The 19096-nt window shown below is 62.2% G+C and carries 15 protein-coding genes and 1 riboswitch; of the genes, 7 read left to right on the forward strand and 8 right to left on the reverse strand.

Going from position 1 to position 19096, the window contains the following annotated elements; genetic code table 11:
* Window positions 1-17 precede the first annotated feature (17 nt).
* The 5 genes from CRI93_RS00925 (at window position 18) to CRI93_RS00945 (ending at window position 3259) form a co-directional block, all read left to right on the forward strand.
* Window positions 18-653: an adenylate kinase gene (locus CRI93_RS00925; RefSeq protein WP_098060723.1), complete on the forward strand. Its 636-nt coding sequence runs from the start codon at window positions 18-20 to the stop codon at window positions 651-653.
* 12 nt (window positions 654-665) lie between these two features.
* Window positions 666-1646: a polyprenyl synthetase family protein gene (locus CRI93_RS00930; protein ID WP_098060724.1), complete on the forward strand. Its 981-nt coding sequence runs from the start codon at window positions 666-668 to the stop codon at window positions 1644-1646.
* 28 nt (window positions 1647-1674) lie between these two features.
* Window positions 1675-1974 carry an HPr family phosphocarrier protein gene (locus tag CRI93_RS00935; RefSeq protein WP_098060725.1) on the forward strand — a complete coding sequence of 100 codons (300 nt, stop codon included), beginning with the start codon at window positions 1675-1677 and terminating at the stop codon, window positions 1972-1974.
* Between the two features lie 142 nt (window positions 1975-2116).
* Window positions 2117-2575 (forward strand): GatB/YqeY domain-containing protein, encoded by a 459-nt coding sequence (locus CRI93_RS00940; protein ID WP_098060726.1) that lies wholly within the window; start codon window positions 2117-2119, stop codon window positions 2573-2575.
* 30 nt (window positions 2576-2605) lie between these two features.
* Window positions 2606-3259, forward strand: a complete 654-nt coding sequence (locus CRI93_RS00945; protein WP_098060727.1) for a CvpA family protein — start codon at window positions 2606-2608, stop codon at window positions 3257-3259.
* A 65-nt stretch (window positions 3260-3324) separates the two neighbouring features.
* On the opposite strand, the gene CRI93_RS00950 is transcribed toward CRI93_RS00945, so the two are convergent.
* The 4 genes from CRI93_RS00950 to CRI93_RS00965 form a co-directional block, all read right to left on the reverse strand.
* A complete protein-coding gene (locus CRI93_RS00950; RefSeq protein WP_141491501.1) occupies window positions 3325-4224 on the reverse strand; it encodes a hypothetical protein in 900 nt (299 codons plus the stop codon).
* 2 nt (window positions 4225-4226) lie between these two features.
* Window positions 4227-6860: a TonB-dependent receptor gene (locus CRI93_RS00955; RefSeq protein ID WP_098060729.1), complete on the reverse strand. Its 2634-nt coding sequence runs from the start codon at window positions 6858-6860 to the stop codon at window positions 4227-4229.
* 78 nt (window positions 6861-6938) lie between these two features.
* Window positions 6939-8132, reverse strand: a complete 1194-nt coding sequence (locus CRI93_RS00960) for a FecR family protein (RefSeq protein ID WP_098060730.1) — start codon at window positions 8130-8132, stop codon at window positions 6939-6941.
* Between the two features lie 229 nt (window positions 8133-8361).
* A complete protein-coding gene (locus CRI93_RS00965; protein WP_098060731.1) occupies window positions 8362-8916 on the reverse strand; it encodes an RNA polymerase sigma factor in 555 nt (184 codons plus the stop codon).
* A gap of 200 nt (window positions 8917-9116) precedes the next feature.
* Here CRI93_RS00965 and CRI93_RS00970 point away from each other — a divergent pair, with 200 nt between their 5' ends.
* On the forward strand, window positions 9117-9401 hold the full coding sequence (locus CRI93_RS00970) for a hypothetical protein (RefSeq protein ID WP_098061042.1): 285 nt from the start codon (window positions 9117-9119) through the stop codon (window positions 9399-9401).
* 309 nt (window positions 9402-9710) lie between these two features.
* Here CRI93_RS00970 and CRI93_RS00975 read toward each other — a convergent pair whose 3' ends face one another.
* Together CRI93_RS00975 and CRI93_RS00980 are read right to left on the reverse strand one after the other, a co-directional pair.
* On the reverse strand, window positions 9711-11015 hold the full coding sequence (locus CRI93_RS00975; protein ID WP_098060732.1) for a hypothetical protein: 1305 nt from the start codon (window positions 11013-11015) through the stop codon (window positions 9711-9713).
* 91 nt (window positions 11016-11106) lie between these two features.
* On the reverse strand, window positions 11107-12036 hold the full coding sequence (locus CRI93_RS00980) for an ABC transporter substrate-binding protein (protein WP_098060733.1): 930 nt from the start codon (window positions 12034-12036) through the stop codon (window positions 11107-11109).
* A 266-nt stretch (window positions 12037-12302) separates the two neighbouring features.
* A riboswitch (TPP riboswitch) is annotated at window positions 12303-12398 on the reverse strand.
* A 145-nt stretch (window positions 12399-12543) separates the two neighbouring features.
* Here CRI93_RS00980 and CRI93_RS00985 point away from each other — a divergent pair.
* A complete protein-coding gene (locus CRI93_RS00985; protein ID WP_245850240.1) occupies window positions 12544-14964 on the forward strand; it encodes a S9 family peptidase in 2421 nt (806 codons plus the stop codon).
* Window positions 14965-15030: 66 nt separating this feature from the next.
* Here the strand turns inward: CRI93_RS00985 and CRI93_RS00990 are convergent, their stop codons facing one another.
* Together CRI93_RS00990 and CRI93_RS00995 are read right to left on the reverse strand one after the other, a co-directional pair.
* The gene (locus tag CRI93_RS00990; RefSeq protein WP_098060735.1) at window positions 15031-15720 is read right to left on the reverse strand and encodes a response regulator transcription factor; all 690 of its coding nucleotides are present in this window, start codon (window positions 15718-15720) and stop codon (window positions 15031-15033) included.
* A gap of 140 nt (window positions 15721-15860) precedes the next feature.
* Complete coding sequence (locus tag CRI93_RS00995; protein ID WP_176521597.1) at window positions 15861-19022, reverse strand: sensor histidine kinase; 3162 nt, start codon at window positions 19020-19022, stop codon at window positions 15861-15863.
* Window positions 19023-19096: the final 74 nt, after the last annotated feature.

A 19096-nucleotide genomic window follows, 5' to 3' on the forward strand; every position in this document is an offset into this window, starting at 1 on the left:
TCCTGCTGCTTCGCCTCATGCGTTTACTCCTGTTTGGCCCGCCCGGTGCGGGCAAAGGCACCCAAGCCCGCAAGCTCGTTGACCGCTACACCCTCACACAGATTGCGACGGGCAACATCATTCGCGCTGCCATGAAGAACGACACCCCGGTGGGACGCGAAGCCAAATCGTACGTTGAGCAGGGCGAACTCGTCCCCGACGACGTGGTGCGTAAGCTGGCCGAGGGCGCCATTGCCGACGCCGGCTACGACGACTTCATCCTGGACGGCTATCCGCGTACGCTGCAGCAGGCCACGTGGCTCACCACGTTCCTGAGCGAGCACGACGCCTCGCTGCAGGCCGTGCTTAGCCTGGAGGTAGACGACGAGGAGATCGTGGATCGCCTCTCGAAACGCCGTGTGCACGCCAAGACCGGCGAGAACTACCACCTGGATGTGAACCCCCCGCCCGCCGATGTCGACGAGGAGCTCATCATCCAGCGGCCCGATGACCAGCCCGAGACGGTGCGCAACCGCCTGAGCGTCTATCGCGATCAGACCGAGCCGCTGAAGTCGTACTACAAAGAGCGCGACCTGCTCGTCCCCGTTGACGGCACCGGCACGCCCGACGACGTGCACGAGCGCATTGCCGATACGCTCACCACGTTGGCGTAAGCCCCGCTCCTCATGGCTGATCTTGTATCCGTAGATACGCTGCGCACGCAGTGCAACGATGCGCTGGTGGCGCTGGTGGCCCCCGATCGCACACCCGAGGTGCTCTACGCGCCCATCCGGTACGTGCTACAGGGCGGTGGCAAGCGCGTGCGTCCGGTGCTCGTGCAGCTCGTGGCGCAGGCCTACGGCACCCCGCCGAGCGCGTCGCAGCCGGTAGCGCTGGCAGCCGAGGTCTTCCACAACTTCACGCTGGTGCACGACGACATCATGGATCAGGCGGATGCGCGGCGGGGTCGCCCCACCGTGCACGTGAAGTGGGACGAAGGCACCGCCATTCTGGTGGGCGACTGGCTCATGGGTTGCGCCACGCGCCTGCTCCGTCAGTCCGATGCGCCCACCGACGCGCTGCTCGACGTGTATCATCCCACGATGGATGCGCTCTGCGAGGGGCAGGCCCTCGACACCGACTTCGAGACGCGCGATGCGGTGTCAGTTAGCGACTACATGCGCATGATCGACGGCAAAACGGGTGCGCTGATCGCTGCGTGTATGGCATGGGGAGGCATTGTGGGCGGGGCCTCAGCCAACGAGCAGACGCAGCTCCACGAAGCCGGAATGGCCGTAGGACGCGCCTTTCAGATTCAGGATGACCTGCTCGACGTCATTGCTGACCACGACGCCTGGGGCAAAGCCATTGGCGGCGACCTGCAGGTGGGAAAGAAAACGTTCGTGACGTTGACCGCGCTCGAACGAGCTACCGGCGATACCGAACGCTGGCTCCGCCGTACGCTCTTCGAGAATGGCGGCTGCCCGCCCGACCAGATTGAGGCCGTGCAGACCACCATGCGTGATCTGGGCGTGTTCGACGCGGCCCGCGACGCGGTGGCCGAGCACACCGACAGGGCCCACGATTACCTCGATGTGTTGCCCGAGGGGGCGGCCCGCACGGCGCTCGTGGAGCTCCTCAACCAGTTGCAACGCCGCTCGTACTAACGTCTGTTCCGTCTGCGCTTCGCATCCCATGACCGAACGAACCGTTACGGTAACCAACCAGGCCGGTATCCACACGCGTCCGGCCTCAATCATTGTGCGCACGGCGTCGAACTTCGAGGCCGAGATCATCATCCAGCGCGGGGCCTACGAGATCAACGGCAAGAGCGTGATCGGTGTGATGACGCTGGCTGCCGAGCAAGGCGTCGAGCTGACCCTCCGCGCCGACGGGCCCGATGAAAGCGAGGCCCTTGCCGCGCTTGCCGATCTATTTGCGCGGGGCTTCGGCGAGACCGCTCCCGACGAGTCATCTGCCAATGACGATTCGTAACGAGATTCGCCTGCAAAAGCTGCCGCCGCCCCACTCGAACATTCGCATCCAAAGAGCCACGGAGGACACTGAGGCCAGCATTCGGGTCAGGTACCCTGCCGAGGCGTCTACATGTACCGCTACTCTAATTTTCCTTTGTTTTATGCTTAACCAACTCACGGAAGACATCAAAGACGCCATGCGTGCCAAAGACAAGGTGCGCCTGCGCACGCTGCGGTCGCTTCGAGCCGCGCTGCAGAAGAAACAGATTGACGGGCGAGATGGCTCGGGCGAGGAAGCCGAACTCTCGGAGCAGGAGGTGCTCACGGTCATCCGTAAGGAAGCAAAGCAGCGTAAGGAGTCCATCGAGCAGTTTGAGGAAGGCGGGCGCGACGACCTTGTGGCGAAGGAGCAGGAAGAGCTCAATGTGCTCGAAGAATACCTGCCCGACCCGCTCTCGGATGAGAAGCTGCATGCCATTATCGACGATATCATCGAAGAGACCGGAGCCTCCTCCATGGCGGATATGGGCCGCGTGATGGGCCCGGCCATGAGCAAGCTGCGCGGCCAAGTTGATGGCGGACGCGTGCAGCAGATCGTGAAAGACAAGCTGATGGGTTAACCTGTCGTTCTCATATCTTGTGTGGATACTATGACCCTTATTGACCTGGGTATTTTGGTTGTGCTGGCGCTGGCGCTGGTACGCGGCTACATGGTGGGCGGCATCCGACAGATCACAAGCATTATCGGGATGGTGCTGGCGTTTGTCGTAGCCGTGCAGTACATGCGTCCGATGGGCGTGCAGATGGAGGCGTGGGGCGTGCCGCCTACATTTGCAGAGCTAACGGCGTTCACGACGATTTTCCTGGTGGTGTATGTAGGAGTCTCGTTTGTTACGCATCTGGCCGAGCGCCTTATCAAAGCGCTGCGGTTGGGCGTGCTTGACCATGTGCTGGGAAGCGTGCTTTCGGCAGGTAAGGTGCTGCTGGTAATTAGCGGCGTGCTGTTGCTGCTGGCCCGTGCCGGGTGGCCAACGCCCGACATGCGCGAGGCCTCGGCGCTGTACGAGCCTGTACGGAAGGCGTTGCCTGCTGCGTGGGATTACACGGCTGCGTATATTGGCAATGCAGAGCAGCTCGACCACCTCTTTCCCGATGCCTACGACCGCACGGCGTATCCTCCAAACGACCCTACGGCTCCCCGCATAGAACGCCTGCTGCCCACAGATCTGATGCGTTTCGACACGGGCGAAGCATCGCCCCCTGCAGCTACCGGCAAATCAGACGCCCCCCGCAGTGGCTGGTAGCATCCTGCATTGTTGTCGTGCATGGCCTGCCTGGATTAAGCGCTATTGGAGACAATGCATCTCTACTACGGCACCTCCACCTCTACCGAATCCATGGCCACGCCAGTGATGATGCCCAGTCCGCCCGTAACGTTGGAGGGCGGCTCGCGGCGGTCGGGGTCGTCGCGTTCGGCCATGAACGAGGCATACTCGGCATCGCCCCGCGCAATCCACACCACCAGGCGGTGGATGGGGAGTGGGTCGGTGGCTTCCTGTACGGGGATGGCGTACACGCCGCGCCAGCGTCGGAGATCTGTGTCGCCTGCTGTGGATTCCTGAAACACAGCTTCGGGCTGAATAAAGAAATCGACAAGGCGCGGTGTGAAAGGCTGATTCTCGGGCCGTAGCGCCGTGCGCACCCAGGCGGTGTCGGCTTCAGGGGCGGTCCAGTACGCTTCCACGTCTATGGGATAGATAAAATTGGTGGTCGTGGGAATGTCGAGCGAGTCGCGGCGCAGCGAGTCCACGCGCACGGCCTCTACGGGCTTATTGGGCACGCTGGTTACAATGCTATCGAGACGGATGGGGGCAGGCGTGCGGCTCCGACCTTGAGCAGTCCCGTTGGCATGCTCCACCATCAGCCGAAACCGCATGCCTATGCCGATCGAATCCGACGCATTGACCGGCTCGTACCGGCCCGGCGCCCCGGGTACCGGTGCGTAGGCCACCGACTGCTCGCCCTGCGATGGATCGTCCACCATAAGGCGCACCTGCGCGGTTTCGATACCGCTGGCGGTGGTGTCGCCCAAGCCTTGCACTGCGCGCACAAATACGGGAGGCAGCGGACGCTCGGCCTCCACAAATGCTTCTACGACCACCGACTCGGTCGCCTCAAAATCGGTCAGGTCGCAGCCGCTGATGCTCAGCACGAGGAGGAGCACTCCGCCCAACACACCAACGCCTGTCCAAAAGGAAGAAGCAGTCATGTTCAAAGCGCCAGTTGTAGTTCAAAGAGCGGAAGGATGGGCAGTCCGCGCTGATCACTCGACGTGATGCCACGCTCGGTGGCCTCGTATGTGCGGCCCACCACGTTACGGTAGTTGAGTGCGTTGTGCATATGGAGGCGCACCTGCCACGCTGCACCAAGCGCCTGAAACTGGTAGCCCACCGACGCATCCAGCCGCCCGTACATAGGCAAGCGATTGTTGTTGACATGCGGGCGATACAGAAACGTGGTCGGCTTGGTGTCGGTACCGTCGCCAATCTGATAGCGCGCTATGGGCGACGAGAGCGGGTAGCCACTGCGCAACGTACCCGCCAGGGTCACCTCAAGCGCGCCGGGCTGCCATGTAACTGCGCTCCGCGTAGACCACGGAATGTCCAGATCGGCCGGGCGGTAGCGGTTACCATTCTGCGAGGCTGCACGCACAAACGTGCGGCTCAGCGATGCACTTTGTTGGATGCGCCAGTGGGGCCGTTCCCACCGCAGTTCGACCTCGGCCCCGAAGGCACGCTCGCGAGCTGGCGTGTACTGCCCCAGCAGCGCTCCCAGTTCAATGCCCGGCCCCTGCAAGCCATCTTTGGTCTGCGTATTGTCTTCAGGAATGAGCGTATGGCGGCTCATCCGTGTGTACACGTTGCCCTGCACCAGCAGACTCCGCCATGGACGGCTGCGCGCGCCTGCTGTGGCTTGCCAGCTTTCAGCCGGACGCACAGTACGATCGGCAGGCACCCATCGGGTGGATACCAAATCGTACGCCAGGGAGAAGCGGTCACGCATCTGATGCAACGATTGCACGTGTCCGCTGACTCCTCCTTGCAGCGTCAGAAACTGCGGATGTACAATGTACTGGGCACTGATCCGCGGACGTACATGCAGGTACTGGCCACTCGAAAAGTAGCTGAGGCGCGCGCCACTCTGCACCTCCAGGCGGGGGGTGGGCATCCAGGTATGCTGCGCAAAGCCTGATAGCTTTACCGCGCGACGGTTCGTGGATTGCGATTCTGTATCGGTGGAGGTGATCGTGCGCCGGATTTCACTATCGAGCGCGCTGGAAAACGCAAGATGCGCCACTTTGCCGCCCAGCTTCCACTGGTGCGCCATCGACGGGTACAGGCTCACGTCCCCTTTCAGTCCCACATCATTGACCGAAACGCTGTAATCCGAGGCCAGGGAGGCGGCGGTGGTGGGCTGCACAAACGAGGATTCGCGGGCCCGGTACCCCGAGTAGTAGCCGGTGGCATTCACCACGACCGACGGCGTGGGGATGCTCTGGTACTGCGCGCTTACCATTCGATTCGACCAGTTTTGGTCGACCTCAAAGAACAGATTGGTGGGGCGCAGCCACGATGAAAAGTCGATTGAGAGGTTAAACGGAAGGCGCAGGTCGACTTCGTCGCGCCCATGGTAGTAGCTTACCGACAGGCGGTTGCGGTCGTTGAACTGCGTGGTGAGCTTTGCGCTTGTATCGTAGAACACGTAGCCGGTGCGCATCGTGTCGCGGCGTCCGCCCTGCTCCACTGCATGCTCGCGCCCAATGATGCGATCGATGTACGACTGCCGCCCCGACACCATAAACGAGGTGCTCGACGACAGCGGACTCTCAATGTAGAAGCGCCCGCTCAGTGCGCTTAGCGCTGCGCGGGCCTCCGGCTCGGTACGATTCCCATCTTTGAGCTGCGCATCCACGACCGAGGAGAGGCGCCCGCCGTGCTCCACCGGAAACGAACTGCGGTAGAGCGTTGTGCGCTTCAGAGTTTCCGTCTGAAACGTAGAGATGAGGCTGAACGCATGCCACGGATGGTAGATGGGCGCATCTTCAAGCAAGTACAGATTTTGGTCGGTAGACGCCCCCCGTACGCTAAGCCCGCCACTCAAAATGCCCGACCGCCGCACGCCCGGCGTCCATTGCAGTGCCGTAAGCAGGTCCGACTCGCCCAGCGAGGGCAATGCATCAACCTGTTCCAGGGCTACCTCTACGCGACCCGCCATCGGCTCTTGGGCGGCTACTGACGTGAGGCGGTCGTTGACGACGACCCCTTCCACATCCAGCGACTGCGGGGCCAGATCGATAGCAGCCGTGCTGTGGCCCGCCGTCAGCGTGGTGTCGGCGGTGGCGTATCCCAGATATGAGATGCGTACGCGATACGGCCCGGGCGGTAGGGAGGAGAGCACGAAGTAGCCGTTCCGATCGGTGGAGGCCCCGGCTTGCAGATCGCGCATAATGACGTTGGCCCCGGGCAGCGGCTCGCCGCTCTCCGCATCGCGGACGCGCCCCGTCAGAGCCACGCGGCGCACGGTCTGGGCGGTGGTATCGTTGGAAGCTGTGGGGGCTGCCACCAGCACATACTGGTTTCGGCGGATGCGCTCAGCCTCCAGTCCGGTGTCTTGCAGTACGCACCGGAGCGCGGCTCGTGCGTCTTCGCCTGTGTATGCACATGTAGTGCGGCGCTCCCGCACCAGGCGGTCGGCATACACCAGATCGAGCGCGGTGGTGGTACGCAGCATCTCCAGCACGTCGCGCAGCGGCTGTCCGTTTTCTACCGAGATCGACTGCGCGGTAGCGGACGATCCGGCTCCGCACAGTACAATCACACACCACACAAGAATCCAGCGCGTCACGGTAGAAGGGCAGCTTGGTACGACAAACGGCGGATGGAATCGTACCTATAGCATGCTTCCCTGTTCTACCGCATGGCGTTACGGCGTTGCCACGAGTCGGTAGGTTGTGGGAGTGGATGCAGAGCGCTCTACGCTGGCCCCCAGTGTTGCTGCCAGCGCATCGAGCACATCGTCCACGGGCTGCTCCCGCTCAAAGGTACCCGTAACCGGCTCCTGCGCAAGGTCCGAATCTACCGTGATAGAGACATCGTAGGCGGTGCTCAACGACGCGGCGATGCGCTCCACCGGTGTTTGCTGGAACAGGAAGAGCCCCGTCCACGCCAGTGCGTCGTTCACGTTCACGTCTTGCGGAGGCGTAGGCGCCTGATCGCGAGCAACGCGCGTGGCCTGCCCCGGAGCAAGTTCGTGCCGGGCCGTGTTGGGGGCATCGGGAGCCCCAACGCGTAGTGCGCCCTCGGCCAGCGTAATGTCGGTATGATTAGGCGCGGTGTCTACGCCGAACTGCGTGCCCAGCACCTCGGCGGTCGCCGTGGGCGTTTCAACGACGAACGTGCGCTCCGCACGCGGCGTCACGTCGAAGAAGGCTTTGCCTGTTTGGATGGAAACCACGTACGGGGCATCGTCATCGGGCACCTCTTCGGGATACGTGAAGCGCGTTACGCCACTCAGGCGCACCGACGACCCGTCGGCCAGCGTGATGGTTTCGGCTTCACCAGCGCCTACGTCGACCGTGGTGCTATCGGGTGAACTCGGCAGCAAAAACGCCACCGACACCGCCACCAAGATGAGCGCGACACCTGCTGCCAGACGTAGCGCCCACGAGTAGTCGTCGGCAGCCCGGTCTGGAGCGTCATGGCGCAGGGCCTCTTCGGTCAGGGTGTTGTTGGCAGAGGCATTGTGGGAGGCGCCCACCTCGGCATCCCACACAGCGTTGAAGTCGGCGTGCTCCTCCTGGATGCGCGCCACCACATCACGCAGGCCAGGGTGCGCCGCCAGCGCCTCCTCCAGCGCCGGACGTGCTTCGTTTAGTGCCGCCTGCTCATCGGCATTCAGGGCATTGGTCATGCCCGATTCGTCGAGCGCGTAGAGCACCAGCAGCTCACGGCGCGGGACATCGGCCTCCAGTTCGCGGCGGATGGCCGTACGCACCTGCATCCACTGCACGAGCGTATCGCGCAGGTCGGGGTGCTCAGCCAGCTGCCTGCGCACGTCCGACTGCCGCTCATCGGGCAGGTCGTCGTAGAAGAGAACAGCTTCGAAAAGACGGTCCATGAGTCAAGAGCGAGGGATCAGTAAAAATCTACGGGGAAGCAACGGGCAGCTTGTGTGATGTAGCGCCGGTACGTGAATAAAGCCGCCTTCATTTGACAAAGAGTAACAGCCCTGTATCCACACGCGTATGTGGAAGCTGCACTGGTGCTCGACTGCGCGCTATGTTTTGGCTTCCCTTTGCAGGCTTGCTCATGCGGCTTCGTTTACACAGCGGGTCAATGGCAACACATCAGCCTGCGACCAGGATGAAGGCCAGCAGACTCGATAGCGCATCGCGCATCTTGTCGAACGCCCGCTTTACCTGCATTTTGATAGCGGCCTCGGTGGTATCGATCATCTGGGCAATCTCACGATAGCGGTAGCCATACTCACGCAGTTCAATAATGCGACGTGCCTTCGGCGAAAGAGCCTCCAGTGCCCGCTCCACGTCCATACCCGGCAGGCTATCGTTGGCCTCGGTGGTGCGCTGTAGCGGCTTTTCGGGGTCGAACAGGTTTTCCTTCATGTCGTAGCGCCCGCGGTAGAAGTCCTGCAGTTCGTAGAGCGCCCCCTTCATTGCAAACGACTTAAAGCTGCCCGGCTTACGCAGGTCGTCGAGCCCCTTGTGCACACGTAGCAGCGCATTCTGCACCAGGTCATCCACATCGGGCCCCCGGCCAATGCGTTTAATGAAGTATCCACGCAGGATCGGCTCCAGCGCGTTGAGCAAGGCATTGAGCGCGTGCTCATCCCCATTTTGGGCAGCACGAACCCGCTCGGGCGCAAAGTCGGCGGGGTCAGACATAGGCACAGGGGCAGTGGTCGGAAACGATGAATGGGTGAACATGGTACACTACAACATGGCATCTTAAGTGTGAACCCTACGATATTCGTTCCGCATGAATTGAACTGCGAACGCATATGGATTGCAGGGGTCACGGGCACGCTTGCCGCCGATGCTGCTAATCGCACTTGTACTTCGTCATTCAGAATACCATTGCACTCATGAGCCTGTACGATTTGCACGACGCCCAGTTGGATGACATGGACGGAGAGGGCTTTGCCTACTCAGAAAAAACCGTATACGGAAAGGCCTACAAAGGCGTCTTTTTCGCTGAAAGCGCTGGCGACATCGAGGGGCTGGTCGATGGCGAGGAGGATGCCACGTTCACGGGCATCCTGTACGACCGTAGCCGCGAGCGCGAGAAGTCGTTCACGGTGGATGTTACCAATGTGATTAGTACCCCCACGGGCGAGCGCGCTGATTTTGTGGCCACTGAAAAGCCGTAACCTTGCGTATCACAGTGCTGCCAGCTGCGTAGTGCGCTTGCTACACAGCTGGCGCAGCGCTCGTGTTGTATGCTTTGCAGCGTGCGGATGAGGCCCTGAGTCTTGTTCGCACGCTTTTTTTGTGGGGACAGATACGTTATGCGGTGCTCTGGTGCCCGGTCGCCTACAGCCCCCGTAAACTTCAGTCTCCATTCCACAAGTCGCTCTCCATCGTATCAATCAACAACCTTTTTGTATAGAGCTCGCAGCGCACGTGCTATCTCGTTATCGCCTTTAATCCATTGCAGCACGTTGCGGCAACAGCCTTGCTCACCACGCATCTGAACGCAGGTTAAACACAAGCCCAAACTGCGGCGTGGTATTCACCAGATCATAGCTGACGGACACCGCCACCGGGTCGCGATTCCAGACGAATCCGGGTGCCACAATGGCATTGGAGACGAGGTCGCCCTCTTCTTGCTCATAGCGCAGCCCCAGCCCGAGCGCGGGCTGCACCTCGCGTCCGCCAATGTCTGTGAACCCGCGTAGCTGCGCGGCAAAGCGTTGCCCCGAATCGTCGGTGAGCACCGCTCCGTTAATGGCCGCTTCGAGCCATACCCCACCGCGCGGACGCGTCCACCCCGCCGAGAGGCCCAGCGGCGTATCGCCTGACCCAGAGAGCCCGATGCTGCCTCCGGCTACTGCCGCAATGCCGACCACCGCCGCAGCCCCCATCGCAGCCGGGCCGAGACTGGGCGCGTCATCGTCATCATCGTCATCATCGCGGCGGGGGCGGTCGTCATCAGACTCGTCGCCGTCGGCGGTGGTCGTGCTGCCGCGTCCGCCCCGTGTACTTTCGTCGGCAGGTGTCGCGGGCTCGGCACTCGGCGGACGCGCCACCGTGCGGGGCCATGTGCGTCCAAATATGTATCCGGTGCGAATCACAAACACGGTGTTTGACCGTCGTGTACGCGGCTCGTTGGTTCGCGGCGCGCGCCGCTCCTCACGCGTCTCCCGCTCGCCCGACGCCACCGACCGGCGGTCGGGTGGGAGGGCCTGCACGCGCTCCACCTCTACGATCTCAAACGTCGGATTCTGCGCCAGTAGCGCACGCGCTGCCTCCGCATCCAGCTCCAAAAACAACTCCTCGTGTGGTACATCGCGCCATGTCAGTTCAACCGAGTCGGGGCGCGGGCCCACGTTCATCTGGTCAAACGCAAAGAGCGCGGTGGCGCGAGTCGAGTCCTCCACGACGGCGTTGGCCACCACGTAGAGTTGCTCCAGCCGTCCCGGCCCGTCAACCTCGTTCAGCGGCTGGATGCCATCGGCTCCGGTGTGCACCCACGCGCCCGGCGACCACGCCAGCGTAAACTGCCAGTCGGTCACTGAGTCGCGGGCCGTGTAGGCATAGTCGACCTGGATGCGGTCAAACTGCGGCAGCCACCGGTCGTCGAGGTCATCTGCCCACGCCTCCACCTGATCGCGCTCGGGCCAGCCCACCAGATCCATGGTGCCCTGCTGCGCCGAAGTAGAGTCGGTGTGCGTTGTGTCAGGCACCTGAGCATCGGAAGCCTCCGGCGCCAGCGCAATCGTTCCAAGCAGCAACAGGCATCCAGCAAGCAAGCGCGTTGTCATAGCAGCATGTCGTCAGCTGTGGTGAATCGTTGAATGCTGTGCAAAGTCTTCGGCACAGGCACTCACATAGACGCGACGAACGAACCATTCGTTACATGGCTGCTGATGTGCTTGGCGCGGCTACGGGAAGCGCCAGTTCGTTCGTCCAGTAGACGTCTGCACCTGGCTGCGCATCGATCAGGCCGCGTTCGAACATCCAGTGCTCAAGTGCGGCGTAGTAGGCATCCGTCATGCCAAAGTCGTACGTAAAGCACGGTAGCGTAGCGGCAAACGTCTTAGGCGTGAGCGTGTCGTCGTCTTCCACGTGGGCACGACGGCGGTAGATGGACGCAGCGGCTTCGGGCTTCTGATGCAGGAAATCAACCCCGCGGCGCAGCACGCGCACAAACCGGGCAAACGCGTCATGACGCGCCTGAAGGTGCTCGGGCGTAGTAATCATAATGAGCTGGCAGAAGTCGGGGATCCCCCAGTCCTTCAATGCAAAGAACCCTGCATCCAGACCGCGATGCTGCGCCTCTACCAGTTCAAAGTTGTAGAACACCAGCGTCGCCACATCCGCTTTGTCCTCCGCAAGCGCGTCGGTGTGGTAGAAGCTGTTGTTGACCGGTGTAAAGTCGTCGGCCTCGGCGGTGCCGCCGTCGTGCTCAATCATCGTTTGCACAATAGCGGGTCCGCCTGGACCCGGCGCACCGGGGTACTGGATGCGCGCACCCACCATATCGCGGGGACGTTCGATACCACGCCCGCGCAGATACATCACGCCGCCGTTGGTGTGCAAGAAGCGAGCAAACCCAACCACCGAAGCGCCCTCAGCCCGGTCTTCCACAAGATGCAGCGGCTCGGTGATTGCCATGTCGAGCGTACCATCGTTGATAGCGTCGACGGCGTCCATATGCGCGTCAGGCTCAACGATGTCGAGGTCGATGTTCGCCTCGGCAAACCAGCCATGCTCTTGCGCAATGAGAAGCGGAGCATGGTCCGGATTCAAGAACCATTCGAGTCCTAAACGAAGCGTATCCATAGCGAGTGTGGAGTGTGGGTACCAGCAAGAACAGTGATTTAGAACCTGTTTTGATTTTTTGCTTTGGGCTCCGAGCAGCTCCGCTGGGCTGGGGCCGAAGGTCATGCCCCTGGTGCAAATTGCCCCTAATCTCGGCCCGTAGCCCCGGCTACGAACCTCGATTGGGGTCCAATTTTCGCCTCAGCGGCCCTTGCTCTCGCCATCAAACCAAAACCCAAACAGGTTCTTAGCTGGCAGTGCCTCCATCCAGATGCGATGCTTCCGCATCCCAAACGACCATGCTTCCCTACGCCGGCACAATCCGGTTCAGGTTCAAAGGGTATGTTCTCAGCCTCGGTCGTGAGGCACCCCCAGCTTCGCATTCAGTGTACCGCCGTCGCCGTCAAAAGTAAAACCAACTTTCTGTAATGCGTTGCTTTTCTCTGTAACGTGTGGCCTGCATGGGTGCCTCCTGTTTTGTACGTTTTCAGAACAATGCGCCTTCCTCCCAACCCACCACCGCGTGTTATGACCTCTTTGCTACGCCGCCTGTGCGGGCTGATGCTGCTTCTTGTGAGCCTTGCTCCTGTGCTTGTGCACGCCCAAGCGCCCAGCGACTCACTCACGGTCCAACAGATCATGCAAGATCCCGAGACGTGGATTGGCGACTGGCCCACCAACATCCGGTGGCACGAAAACGGCTCCGCGCTCTATTTCGACTGGAACCCGCAGGGACAATTCCCCAGCGACTCGCTCTACAGCGTGCCCGTCGACGGCAATGAACCGGTCAAGGTGGATGCAGAGGCCCGTCGTGCCCCCACTCCGTTTTTCGCAGGATGGCAGCACGGCAGCCACACCTACACGTCCGACTTTGCGCGCAAGGTATTTACTCACAACGGCGATGTCTACCTCTACAATCGAGCAAGCGACACTACCACGCGCCTTACCAACACGCCCAACGCACTCACCCAACCGCGCTTTTCGTCGGATGGTGCGCGCGTGATTTTCCGCGACGGGCTCAACCTCTTCGCCCTCCACCTGCAACGCGGCACCCTGCAGCAGCTTACGGACGTGCGGGCCTCTGATGAACCGCCGGAGGAAGAGCCCTCCCCCCAAGAGCGCTACCTTGAGGAGCAGCAGACCGAGCTGTTCGAGACGATCCGCGAGCGCCAGGAAGAAGAAGAACGCGCCGAAGAGGCGCAGGAAGCCGACGAAGCCGCCGATCCCGACCCGACGACGCTCTACGTGGGCGACGACAGCATCGTGCACCTGTCCATGGACCCGTCGGAGCGATACACCGCGGTGGGCACCTCCGATGCAGAGAACGTTGAAAACACGCAGGTCATCGACTACGTGACCGAAACCGGGTTTGCCGATGTCATCAACGCCCGCGCCAAAGTAGGACGCGCCCCGAGCGGCTACACATTGCATCTGGCCGATGCGGAGCGCGACACTACCTACACCGTCGATCTCAGTACGCTGCCCGGCGCTGACGAGTGGCCCATGCCCACCATCGCAGACCCCGACACCATCGACGGCGTCGACTCCACGCGTACGCTGCGCGCGTTCGGTCCGTACTGGAACGAGGATGGCTCGCTGGCTGTGCTCGACGTCCGCGCCGCCGACAACAAAGACCGCTGGCTGGCGCGTCTGAATCCCGAAGACGGATCGGTGACCTCGCTCAACCATCAGCACGACGACGCATGGATTGCGGGTCCGGGCATTTCGTGGTACGGCGGCGCCAGCACGCTCGGCTGGATGCCCGACGGCGAAACGATCTACATTCAGAGCGAAGAAACCGGCTACAGCCATCTCTACACGATCAACGTCGAATCCGGCGAGAAAACAGCGCTCACCGAAGGCAACTTCGAGGTGTTTGATCCACAGCTCACGCAAGACGGATCCGCCTGGCTCTTTGCCAGCACCGAGGACTCGCCCCACAACCGCCACTGGTACCGCATGCCCGCCGAGGGGGGCGAGCGCACGCGTGTTACCAGCGGACAAGACGGGCAGTACGCCGCTGCTCCGCATCCCGACGACACCACGCTGGGCCTGCTCTACGAGTACATCACACAGCCGCCCGAAGTCTACATTCGCGATGACAACGGCGAGCGCCGCATCACCACCTCGCCCACCGACGAATGGCAGTCTGTTGATTGGAGCACGGGTGAACTCACCACCTTCGAGGCCGACGATGGTACCGACGTGCCCATGCAGATCTTCGAACCGGAGAATCCCAACGGCGCGGCGGTGCACTTTGTGCATGGCGCGGGCTACCTGCAGAACGTGCACAACGGCTGGAGCAATTACTTCCGCGAGTACATGTTTCACAACCTGCTGATGCAACAGGGCTACACCGTCATCAACGTGGATTATCGCGGCTCCGCGGGCTACGGACGCGACTGGCGCACGGCCATCTACCGCCACATGGGCGGTCGCGACCTGCAGGACTATGCGGATGCATCCGCGCATCTCGAAGAGACGCATGGCATTGATCCCGAGCGGCAGTTCATCTACGGCGGCTCCTATGGCGGATTCATCACGCTGATGGCGCTCTTCAACGAGGCGGATGCGTTTGGCGGCGGTGCGGCCCTGCGCTCCGTGACCGACTGGGCGCACTACAACCACCCGTACACCTCGAACATCCTGAACACGCCGGCGGTCGACCCCGTCGCGTTCGAGCGCTCCTCACCAATCTACTTTGCCGAGGGGCTGGACGACCCGCTGCTCATGGCCCATGGCCTGGTCGATGCCAATGTGCAGCCGCAGGACATCTTTCGCCTCAGCCAGCGCTTCATCGAGCTGGGCAAGACCGACTGGGAGCTGGCCACCTACCCAGTGGAGCCGCACGGCTTTACCGAGCCCAGCAGCTGGACGGATGAGTACCGCCGCATCCTCTACTACATTGAGCGCAGCGTGGGCCCGGAGCGCATTGAGCAGGCGTGGTAAGAGATGTAGCAGTGTTTGTTTTGGGGATGCAGAAGCAGCTGTGCATCCCCTACATTATCTACCGATTCATGGACGGGGTATGCTGTCGTCCTTGCTTTCGGCTGGAGGCGCAACCACGCCGCTGCGCCACGCCCACGCCACAAGCTGCGCCCGCGTATCTACCGGGAGCTTCGTGTAGAGCGCATGCACATGCTTTTTGACCGTGTTCTCAGCGATGCAGAGACGATCGGCCACCGCGGGATTCGTCATCCCATGCGCCACCAACTGAAATACCTCGCGCTCGCGCTGGCTCAGCGCATCGCTGACAAGGTGCTGCGCCGACGACGCCGGGTTCCGGTGCCGCTGCATGTACATAGCGGCCACCTTGCGGCTCAGCCAGCCTGTTTCGCCCCGGGCGGTGCCACGTACGGCCTCGGTGATTGCACGCAACGGCTCCTGCTTCGACAGATATCCCGAAGCCCCCGCGTCGAGCACGCCAAAGATGTACTCTTCGTCCTCATACGCGCTCAAGACGAGCACCTGTATCGGCGGGTCGAGCGTGCATAGCGTCTGCGCTACGGCCAAACTGCTGTTGCCCGGCATCTCCATGTCCAAGACCACCACATCGGGATGGTGCTGTTGGGCCAGTGCCAGGGTGCGCTGCCCATTGTGCGCCACCGCGACGACCTCCATGTCGGGCTCTTGCTGAAGATGTGTACGCAACCCCGCGCAAAACCCCGGATGGTCGTCGGCTAACAGAAGGCGGATGACAGACATAGCGTAGAGACGTCAGAAAAGTAGTGGATAGACGTTGAGTAGTGATGGGGCTCCGGGTACGGTCTTTACAGTATCGCGATTTCAGATTCCGTTGATATGGAACCCTCGTGCTATTCTGAATAGATCGGGCGTGCCGTTTCTCACGACGCCGCGGTCTGTTTGGGGTGAGCTGCTCCTTGCTCTCGGGGAAGCTTGGCGCGCACCGTAGTGCCCTGGCCCGGTGTGCTTTTCACCTGAAAGGTGCCGCCCTGCGCCTCTGCCCGCTCGGCAGCGCCTACGAGTCCGAAATGCTCCTCGCGCGCGAGATCAAACAGCGACGCCGGAACGCGGAATCCCTCTCCATTGTCGGAGACCGTCAGTTGTACAGATGCGGGCATGCACACAAGATGGAGCGTCACATCAGTGGCCTGCGCATGCTGCACGGCGTTGGTCAACGCTTCCTGTGCGATGCGGTAGAGCGCGTACTCCGCCTCATCGGTGAGGCCAAGGGTTCGCTTGTGGGCAGCACTCTCCATGCGGATACAACATGTTGGCGCTCGCTCTGCTGTAATGCGGGCCAGGCGCCGCAGGGCAGCGGACAGCCCAAGCGCCTCAATGTGCGGTGGACGCAGTGCCACCAGCACAGAGCGCAGGCGCTGCGCAACCTCGTTTACCGCATTCCGCGTCTCGAACACACGGGGCTGGTGGTCCGGTGCCGCATCAGCAAGGCGGTCCAGGTCGTGACCTACGCGGTACAAGTCCTGAATGGGCCCGTCGTGCAGGTCTCGTGCAATGCGATGGCGCTCCTGGCGGCGCTCTCGTGCCAGACGCCGCTGCACACGTAGCTGCTCCATCTGCTGCGCGCGCAGACGTGTGATGCGCCACCGCACAGCGCCTCCAACGAGCCCGACCATCGCTAGCAAGCTGCCCCACCGTACCCACACCGTCTGCCACCACGCAGGCTGCACAATGACGTGCAACTGGGTCGTTTTGGTGCTCCACACGCCGGCATGGTTGGTTGCATGCACCTCAAATGTGTACGCCCCAGGAGCCAGGTTGGTATACGTGGCCACTGGCTGTGTGGCATGCGTCTGGCGCCATGTCTGCGCATCGGAATCGGGACGGGCGCGTATGGGGGCGGACGCGCTCTGCAGCCGGTATCGATATCGAATAGCCTGGGGATTGATGTAGTCCAGCGCCGCAAGGTCGAAGGTCAGGTGCGTTTCATGGGGTTGGAGCCGCAGTGTGTCGTTCGCAGGTGCCAGGAAGCCGGGGCGCCGCTTTCCAACGATGCGAACGCCTGCAATCAATACCGGAGGCGCGTACTGATCGACGCCGGTGGCCTCCGGGGTAAAGCTGTTGAAACCACGCGGCCCGCCCACGTACAGCCGTCCGCTGCGCCCCTGATGGTACGCCATCAGGTCGAACGCGTCGTCCTGCAGCCCATCGTCGGCGCCAAACGCGACAATGCGCTGCGTATGCGGATCGATGCGGGCCAGGCCGCCATCGGTGGTTGCCCAGAGGCGCCCTGCGGTATCAGTCATCAGCCCGTAGACCACGTTGTGCGGTAGGCCCTCCGCAGCAGTTAGACAGTCGAACTGTTCTGTGCTTATGTCAAGGCGACACATGCCGCCTCCAAACGTACCCACCCACAGGGCTCCCGGATCGGCGGGGGTCTCCGTCATGGTCCACACCACGGGTGCTCCCAGACTGGCTGGATCCTGCGCGTCGTATCCGAGACGATGGAAGCGCACCGTGTCGCGGCGCGTGTGTGTCATTCGCGCAATGCCCTCGTCGGTGGCCACCCACAGCGTGCTATCGGTGGATTCGTAAACGCGGTTTACACGGTCGCTGGGCAGGCTGTTTGGGCGAGTGGGGTCGTGACGAAACGTACGTAAGATGCCTGTTGCCGGATTGCGCACAAAGAGCCCCGTGCTGGTCCCAATCCACAGGCGTCCGCTACGGTCTTCGCTGATAGACCGCACGCCGGGTGCCACCCCAGCAACGAGCGAGAACCGCCCCGTTTCGGGGTTAAGGCGCATCAGACCGTCGCGCTTGCCGCCCACCCAGATTGTGCCTCTGCGGTCTTCGTAGACCTGCCACACCGCGTCGGCGTCGGCGAGGCCTTGTTCGGCGGGATTGTAGGCCCGAAACCGATCTTCGGCGGGCCACAGGCGGTTGAGTCCACCATTTGTGGCAATCCACACTGTGCCGTCGCGGGCTTCGTGTATCCCGTTGACGCGCTCGTCGCTGAGTCCATCGGAGGTGCGATATAGCTGGAACGGACTGCCGGCGTCCGTCCAGTAGCTTAGGCCGCGCTCATGACCGACCCATACAATGCCCTGTCGATCTACGAACAGGGTCCGCGCGTCGTATCCCCCCAGCGACGCCGCGTCGCCCGGATCGTGCCGAATCGGGTCCGCTGTGCGCCGCCCAGCGTGAAAGCGCACCACGCCCCAGCGCGGCGTACCAGCCCATATCGCTCCATTGGGACGCATAGCAACAGCGCCATCGCCCCACTGTGCTGCACTCGGAGTGTGCGTTACTACGGTGCCAGCGTCCGTATTTAGCCGTAGCAAGCCGCGCTGCTTCTGCAGCGCCCAGAGTTGGCCCCGTGCATCGCTCCATATCGCATGCCAGCCATTTGAAAATTGGGGTGGGTTGGATGCGCACGACATGGTCCGCCGGTCGAGTTGGCACGTCACCCGCGGTCCACGCGTCACGGCAACAGAAACCCAGACGGCCCCTGTGGGCGTGGGGGCAAAATCCATGATGATGCTTTTTCGGTCGAGCGTATTCCCCAGCACCGAGACCCGCGTAAACCGCTCGTGCGCTGGGTCGAAGTGGCAGAGGCCGTGCTCTTCGGTACCGATCCACAGCCCCCCCGCGCCATCCTGCGCAATGCGGCGGACGGTAGGCCCGCAGAGTCCAGCCGGGTCGTTCGGGACGTGACGATACGAGCGGAACGACTCGGTTGTCCGGTCGAAGCGGCTCAATCCCCCGTTGGTGCCCACCCACAGCGTACCTTCCGGATCGACAAGCAGTGCCGCAACGTGGTAGCTTGGCAAGGCAGTCGTATCCCCACGCACATGATGGTACCCCCGCATGGCGCGTCCATCGAAGCGGTTCAGCCCGGCTTTGGTGCCAATCCACAGGTAGCCGGTGCTATCCTGCGCGAGTGCAGTAACCGTGCGGTGCGAGAGGCCGTCGTCAACGCCCAGATGCATAAACCGGTACGATTGCCCTTGGGGCTGGGCCTGCACGGCAAGGTCGGCGCCAAGTAGCCCCAGAATGAGCCCAACCAAAAAAAGATGATAGGTCATGATGAATGAAAGCCGCATGCGGAAATACGATGCCCTAAGCTACGCGCCGCATCCGTCGGACTCAAGTCGCATGG

Origin of the sequence: Longimonas halophila, assembly GCF_002554705.1 — a bacterium.
Lineage (GTDB): Bacteria > Bacteroidota > Rhodothermia > Rhodothermales > Salinibacteraceae > Longimonas > Longimonas halophila.